Annotated in this window: 8 protein-coding genes and 1 pseudogene; 6 read left to right on the top strand and 3 right to left on the bottom strand. The window is 61.4% G+C overall.

The features are described from left to right. From WBF74_RS12660 to WBF74_RS12675, 4 genes are all read left to right on the top strand, one after another. Window positions 1-1,156 (top strand): AlkA N-terminal domain-containing protein (locus tag WBF74_RS12660; RefSeq protein WP_424440463.1); only part of this gene is annotated, 1,156 nt, incomplete at its 5' end. Window positions 1,157-1,168: 12 nt separating this feature from the next. Then, entirely contained in the window at window positions 1,169-1,684 is a 516-nt protein-coding gene (locus WBF74_RS12665; RefSeq protein WP_424440465.1) for a methylated-DNA--[protein]-cysteine S-methyltransferase, read from the top strand. A 124-nt stretch (window positions 1,685-1,808) separates the two neighbouring features. Further along, a complete protein-coding gene (locus tag WBF74_RS12670; protein WP_424440467.1) occupies window positions 1,809-1,988 on the top strand; it encodes a PLDc N-terminal domain-containing protein in 180 nt (59 codons plus the stop codon). 70 nt (window positions 1,989-2,058) lie between these two features. Further along, window positions 2,059-2,349, top strand: coding sequence for a DUF4282 domain-containing protein (locus WBF74_RS12675; RefSeq protein WP_424440469.1), 291 nt, complete (start codon window positions 2,059-2,061; stop codon window positions 2,347-2,349). A 3-nt stretch (window positions 2,350-2,352) separates the two neighbouring features. Here the strand turns inward: WBF74_RS12675 and bioD are convergent, their stop codons facing one another. The 3 genes from bioD to WBF74_RS12690 form a co-directional block, all read right to left on the bottom strand. Next, window positions 2,353-3,000, bottom strand: a complete 648-nt coding sequence (gene bioD / locus WBF74_RS12680) for a dethiobiotin synthase (RefSeq protein ID WP_424440471.1) — start codon at window positions 2,998-3,000, stop codon at window positions 2,353-2,355. 2 nt (window positions 3,001-3,002) lie between these two features. Then, on the bottom strand, window positions 3,003-4,181 hold the full coding sequence (bioF, locus tag WBF74_RS12685) for an 8-amino-7-oxononanoate synthase (protein ID WP_424440473.1): 1,179 nt from the start codon (window positions 4,179-4,181) through the stop codon (window positions 3,003-3,005). Window positions 4,182-4,248: 67 nt separating this feature from the next. Continuing rightward, window positions 4,249-5,034 (bottom strand): hypothetical protein, encoded by a 786-nt coding sequence (locus WBF74_RS12690; protein WP_424440475.1) that lies wholly within the window; start codon window positions 5,032-5,034, stop codon window positions 4,249-4,251. 264 nt (window positions 5,035-5,298) lie between these two features. Here WBF74_RS12690 and bioB point away from each other — a divergent pair, with 264 nt between their 5' ends. Beyond that, window positions 5,299-6,342: a biotin synthase BioB gene (bioB, locus tag WBF74_RS12695; RefSeq protein WP_424440477.1), complete on the top strand. Its 1,044-nt coding sequence runs from the start codon at window positions 5,299-5,301 to the stop codon at window positions 6,340-6,342. 35 nt (window positions 6,343-6,377) lie between these two features. Continuing rightward, window positions 6,378-6,591 (top strand): annotated as a pseudogene (locus WBF74_RS12700) (adenosylmethionine--8-amino-7-oxononanoate transaminase); the annotation flags it as partial.

Below are 6,591 nucleotides of genomic sequence, written 5' to 3' on the forward strand. Positions count from 1 at the left end.
GGGCGCGCTTGATGAGGAACCGGTGGAGCGGCTTGCAGCGCGGCTCGGCATTGGCGAGCGGCAGTTGCGGCGTCTCTTTCTTCTGCATCTCGGTGCCGGGCCGCAGGCCGTTGCCGCGAACCGGCGGCTTCTCACCGCAAAGCAGCTCATCAGCGATACGTCCCTGCCCTTGTCCGAAATCGCCTTCGCGTCCGGCTATCGAAGCCTTCGCCGCTTCAATGACGCGATCCGAAAGGCCTATGGCGTGGCACCAACGGAGCTGCGTCGCGCCTCGCCCGCGCAGGCAGGCAACACGATCCGCCTTCGGCTCGGCTACCGCCCGCCTTTCGATTTCGCTCATGTGCTTTCCTATCTTGCGGCACGCGCGCTGCCGGGGGTGGAGCGGGTAAGCGAGAGGCGATACGCGCGGAGCTTCAATCTTTCAGGCGCAAGAGGCATTCTCACCGTGGAGCCTGCGCGGGACCGCGATGCGCTTGATGCACGGATTACCGTGCTCGAAGCGCGTTCCGCTCTTCCCGTTCGCGCCATTGCCGCCCGCCTGCGCCGCCTCTTCGATCTTGATGCAGAGCCTGCTTCCATCGCCGCTGCGCTTTCAGGCGATAGGCTCATCGGGCCGCGCCTCAAGCGTGTGCCGGGTCTTCGGGTGCCCGGAGCCTTTGACGGTTTCGAACTCGCGATGCGCGCGGTGCTCGGTCAGCAGATTTCCGTGAATGGGGCGACCACCATCGCGGGACGGATCGTTGCCAGATTCGGCGAGGCATTGCCCGCCAATGAAGAAGGCCTCACTCTTTATTTCCCGCGGGCAGAGGCGCTTGCGAGCGGCGACCTGTCCGGCCTCGGCCTTACCGGTGGGCGCATTGCCACACTGAAGGCGCTTGCCACTGCCGTCGCATCCGGCGAGATCGACTTCACGCCGCGCGAGAGCCTTGAGGCGGCAGTTGAAGACCTCACCGCGCTTCCCGGCATTGGCGCCTGGACCGCGCATTACATTGCGCTGCGTGCGCTGGGCGAGCCGGATGCCTTTCCTGCATCCGATCGCGGCTTGCGCAAGGCGGCCGGGAACGGCACACCGATAGACACGCAGGCGCTCGAAGCCCTGTCCGAAAACTGGCGGCCCTGGCGCGGCTATGCTGCCCTTGCCCTCTGGACTGCTTGAGGAGGAAGACCAATGAAACTTCCCGATGATCCGGCACTTGCAACCGCAACGCTCAACACACCCATCGGCAAATTGCGCCTCGCTGCAACAGAGGCAGGGCTTGCAGCCATTCTCTTCCCCAATCAGGAGAATGTCATTTTCCCTCAACGGAACGGGAGCGAGATCGCACGCGCTCATCTCGCCACCGCCCTGGAGGCGCTTGAGCGATATTTCGCAGGCGAGGAAAAAGAGTTCAGGGATGTCACCCTCGCGCCTGTCGGCACGCCGTTCCAGCTTGGTGTCTGGTGCGAGCTTTCCCGCATTCCCTATGGCGAGACGCGCAGCTATGCCGATATTGCGCGGGCCATCGGCAATCCGAAGGGAACGCGCGCGGTCGGCCTTGCCAACGGCAAAAATCCGCTCCCCATCATTGTGCCCTGTCACCGTGTGATCGGCGCGAATGGCACGCTTACGGGCTTTGGCGGCGGTTTGCCCACGAAGAAATGGCTGCTCCAGTTTGAAGGCATCACCACGCCTTCCTTCGTCTAGCCTCTCACCTTTAGACACACAATCGCACGAAGCAGCGAGAAACAGGGCAATAGCGAACTTACTCCCCACCGCAAATCAGGCTAGGATTCCTCTTCAGGGGGAACATCTGGTCTGGAGGAACTTCATGTTCGGAGACGGCTACACCGGTATTCTCGGTATCATCATCCTGATCCTTGATATCTACGCGATCATTCGCATCGTGCAGAGCGGCGCAGAGCCTCTCTGGAAGGCACTCTGGATCGTGATTGTTCTGTTGCTGCCTGTCCTCGGCCTCATTCTGTGGTTCCTGTTCGGACCGAAATAGGCATCAGTCACATCAGTGAAGAAATGGAGGCGCTTCGCCGGATATGGCGGGGCGCATGAGGGAGGATTTTATGCGGCTCACGGATTTTTTTGGCTTCGAGAAGATGCTTGCGGAAAACATCATCCGCTTTCTCTACTGGCTTGGCCTCATCGTCATCGTGCTTTTCGTCTTCGGCTCGCTGGCCGGATCGATCAACACGATGAGTTACAATGCCTGGCTTGGTCTTCTCCAGTTTGTCGTGGCACTGATCGGCGGCGCGCTCGGCATTCTCTTCTGGCGCGTGATCTGCGAGATGTATCTCGTTTTCCTGTCGATGAATGACCGGCTGAAGGAAATCCGCGAGCGGCTGCCGGAGCGTTGATCGTCAAAAGAGATCGCCGAGAGAAACAGCGCCGCCGTGCGGCACCACGCGTACCGGCACATTGCCTGAAAAGCGTGCAATGGTTTCCGCCGTTTCCTCTGCCGGGACGGGACCTGGCTCGCGCTCGCTCACCACGATGGCGCGCGGCGTGAGCCCTTCGGCCCGCATCACGGCAAGCGTTGTCAGCGTGTGGCTGATCGTACCGAGATAGGCGCCAACCACAAGGACGGGCGCAAGGCCGACCTCGGCCGCCACCGCTTTCATCCAGTCGAGCACGGTGTAGCGCGCATCAAGCGGCACCATCAGGCCGCCCACCCCTTCGATGATGAGGGGATCATGCTTGCGGGCTGCCTCCACGCATTCATCCACAAGCTCGCGAAAATTGATCTCGCGGCCTTCGCGGCGAGCAGCCATGTCAGGCGAGAGGGCGGCGCGGAAACGCCAGCGCGAGACAAACTCCGCATTCTCGAAGCGCACTTCCTCGCCCATCGCGGCAAGAAGGGCTGCCGGATCGCTCTCTGCAAAGGTTTCCTCATCAAAGCCGCTCACCAGCGGCTTGATAGCGCGCGGCTTCAGTTCGCGCGTCAGCATGGCCGACACATAGGTCTTGCCGATTTCGGTGCCCGAAGAGGTAACGAAAATGGGTGGCATGATCACTCCGCCGCCTGACGCTTCAAAATCCGTTCACGGACGATGTCGGCAAGCCGCACAATATCCGAATCCTCATGCTCCGCCGTGAAGGTGAAGCGCAGCCGCGCCGTTCCTGCCGGAACCGTTGGCGGGCGAATGCCGGTGACAAGGTAGCCCTCCGCTTCGAGAAGCTGTGCGGCGGCAAGTGTTGCCTCAGCATCGCCAAGGATCACCGGAACGATGGGGCTTTCCGGGTCGGGAAGGCCAAGCGCGCGAGTGAAGCGGCGCGCCATTTCAACCGGGCGTTTGCAATAATCAGGATGTGCCGCAATGAAATCGAGCGCGGCAATGGCGGAAGCAACCGTTGCAGGCGGCAGGCCCGTTGAATAGATGAGCGTGCGCGCGCGCGTGCGGATGAGATCGGCGACTGCCTTGCTGGCGCAAAGATAGCCGCCATAGGCACCGACCGCCTTTGACAGCGTGCCCATCTGAAGCGGCACATTCGCCTTCTCAGCACCCATGAAGCTTGAGCCGCGCCCTTCATGCCCGACAACGCCGATGCCATGTGCATCATCCGTCATCAGCCATGCATCATGGCGTTCGGCAATCTCTGCCATTTCCGTCACCGGCGCCGCATCACCATCCATGCTGAAAATGCCGTCCGTGAGGATGAGGCAATGGCGCGCGCTTCCGCGATGAGTGGCGAGCAGTTCCTGCAGATGCGCCATATCATTGTGACGGAAGATTTCCGTCTGCGCGCCGGAGAGTTTTGAGCCGGAGAGAAGGCAGGCATGGGAAAGCTCATCGGCAATGATGAGATCACCTTCGCGCATCAGCGTCGGCACGATGCCGAGATTGGCGAGATAGCCGGAGCCGAAGATCACGCAATCTTCTGTCTGCTTCCACTTCGCAAGCCGCGTTTCGAGCGCGTGAAACAGCGGATGATTGCCGGAGACGAGACGCGAGGCACCGGAGCCAACCCCATAGGTTTCCGTCGCCTCGATGGCGGCTCGCTTCACCGCTTCGTTCTGCGAGAGATTGAGATAGTCGTTGCAGCAAAAGGAGATGAGGCGGCGGCCATTGCGAATGGCGAGCGCGCCTTCGCGGCGGTCCGTTTCGATCAGCCTGCGGCGCAGCGCCTGCGCTTCAAGCTCGGCAAGCTTTGCTTCCGCGAAGGCATCGAGCCTGTCTCCTGAAACCATGACCGCTCTCCTTTTCCGACAGAGGTATGGGCCTCGTGGGCCGCGCGCGCAACCCCCTCCTGTCCGGTCAGAAGCGCTTCGCCTGCTCGCTCAGCCCCGTGCTCGCCTCGCGCAAGGCTTCGGCGGTAGCCTGCGTCGTCTCCGGCTCTGTCACGCTCCTGTAAACATCGCCGAAAACCTTTCTTGCGGCGGCAAGATCGGCGGCCAGTCCGTCATTCACACCTTCAAGCTTCGGCAGCAGCGCATTGCTGCGGCGCTCGGCGGCCTTCCAGATGCCATAACCACCGGCCCAGGCTTCCTCCGGCCCGGTGGGAGACAGCGCCATCTCATATTGCGTCGCCGCACGGGCAAGCATGATCGCGGTCAGGGTCACTTCGGCCCCGAGCCTCTCCTTGCCGCTTTTGGGCGCAACCTTTTCTGCTGCATCAAGCGCTGCATAAACCCTGGCAACAGCCGCCTTCACCTCCGCCACCGGCGCATCCTCGCGGGCAAGGTCCATCGTCATGATCATTTCATCGCCGAAAGGGGCGCCCCCCCGCGCCGCCAGCACTGGCTCCAGATCGCCATAGCCTTCGAAAAACGGTTCCACGAACATGGAGCCTGCTGCCTTGCGACTGCCTTCAACATCCAGCAACGCTTCGCCCGCCAGATAAAAGGCGCGGATGAGATCAAGCTCTGAGAGATAGAGGAGCGGATCATCCGCCACACGACGGACTTCCGACTCTTCTTCCATGGACACCTTGAGGATATCCGCCCTTGCGGCGGAGGGAGCCAGAAGCCCGCTGGTCGCGCCCGAGGCGGCGAGAAGGATCGCCATGCCGATCCCGGCCCAAAGCTTCCTGCGATATTTCATGGAGACCCCCTGTTCGGCCAGCCTGGACCTGCCCCTGCGCCGGCTTCTGCCGCGTTGTTTTTCGACTACTAGCCCGGGGGCCGGCAGGTTGCAAACAGATGCGCGCCACCCATGAGCTTCCGTTGCGTCAGGCAGAAGCGAGGGGCATCCGCCGGCCCACTGGCCGGCCGGGGCGGCGACCGGTCCCCAGGAATCTTGCATTGAGGCCGAAGCCGCCTATGCTGCCCCAAACTGTTCCGATTACCGCATCGAGAGAAGGCGGCCATGACCATCCAGACCCGCATCGAGAAGAACGAAACCCCGGAAAGCGGCAGCACCATTGCGCGGCGAACCAACCCGGATGAAACGCGGCATGACTGGACGCGCGAGGAATTGCAGGCGCTTTATGACCTGCCTTTCAACGACCTTCTCTTTGAAGCGCAGCTTGTGCATCGCCGCTGGTTCAAGGCCAATGAAGTGCAGATGTCCACGCTGCTCTCCATCAAGACAGGCGGCTGCCCGGAAGATTGCGGCTATTGCGCCCAGAGCGCGAAGTTCGATACGGGCCTAAAGGCATCCAAGCTGATGGAAGTCGAGAAGGTTCTGGCCGAAGCGCGCAAGGCGAAGGAAAACGGCGCGACCCGCTATTGCATGGGTGCAGCCTGGCGCGAGCCGAAGGACCGCGACATGGACATGATTTGCGCCATGATTGAAGGCGTGAAGGCTCTGGGCATGGAAACCTGCATGACGCTCGGCATGTTGTCCGGCCAACAGGTGCATCGCCTCGCCCAGACGGGCCTCGACTATTACAATCATAATGTGGACACGTCGGAAGAATATTATCCGAATGTCATCAGCACACGGACCTATCAGGACCGCCTCGACACACTGGAGCGTGTGCGCAATGCGGGCATCAACGTCTGCTCGGGCGGCATTGTCGGCATGGGCGAAAGCGCGGATGACCGCATCGGCATGCTGCTCACGCTTGCCAATCTTGAGGAACATCCGCAGAGCGTTCCCATCAACATGCTGATGCCGGTTGAAGGCACGCCGCTTGGCCGCAGCGAGAAGGTGGATCCGATTGATTTTGTGCGCATGATCGCCGTTGCACGCATCATTATGCCGAAATCCATCGTGCGCCTTTCGGCAGGCCGCGAACATATGTCCGAAGAAATGCAGGCGCTCTGCTTCCTTGCCGGGGCGAACTCGATCTTCATTGGCGAAAAGCTTCTCACCACCAAAAACCCGGAAAAGGACAAGGACCGGATGCTTTTCGAAAAGCTCGGTATTGTTTCCATGCCGGCCCATAGCTGCCCTTCGGAGAAGTGACGGGCTGAGAGAGCCAGCACCTACAAGAGGCTCCCATGTCTGTCCCGCCTGCCAATCCGCTGATTGCGAACCCTCCTGCATGGCTGACAGAGGGTGCGCCGCATTTGTGGCTGCCCTATACGCAGATGCAGACGACGCCCATGTCGTTGCCCGTCGTGAAAACGGATGGCGTGCGCCTCACGCTTGCCGATGGCCGTGAACTCATTGACGGCACCTCCTCCTGGTGGACGGCGGCGCATGGCTATAACC

This window comes from Parvibaculum sp., from assembly GCF_049672805.1.
Classification (GTDB): domain Bacteria; phylum Pseudomonadota; class Alphaproteobacteria; order Parvibaculales; family Parvibaculaceae; genus Parvibaculum.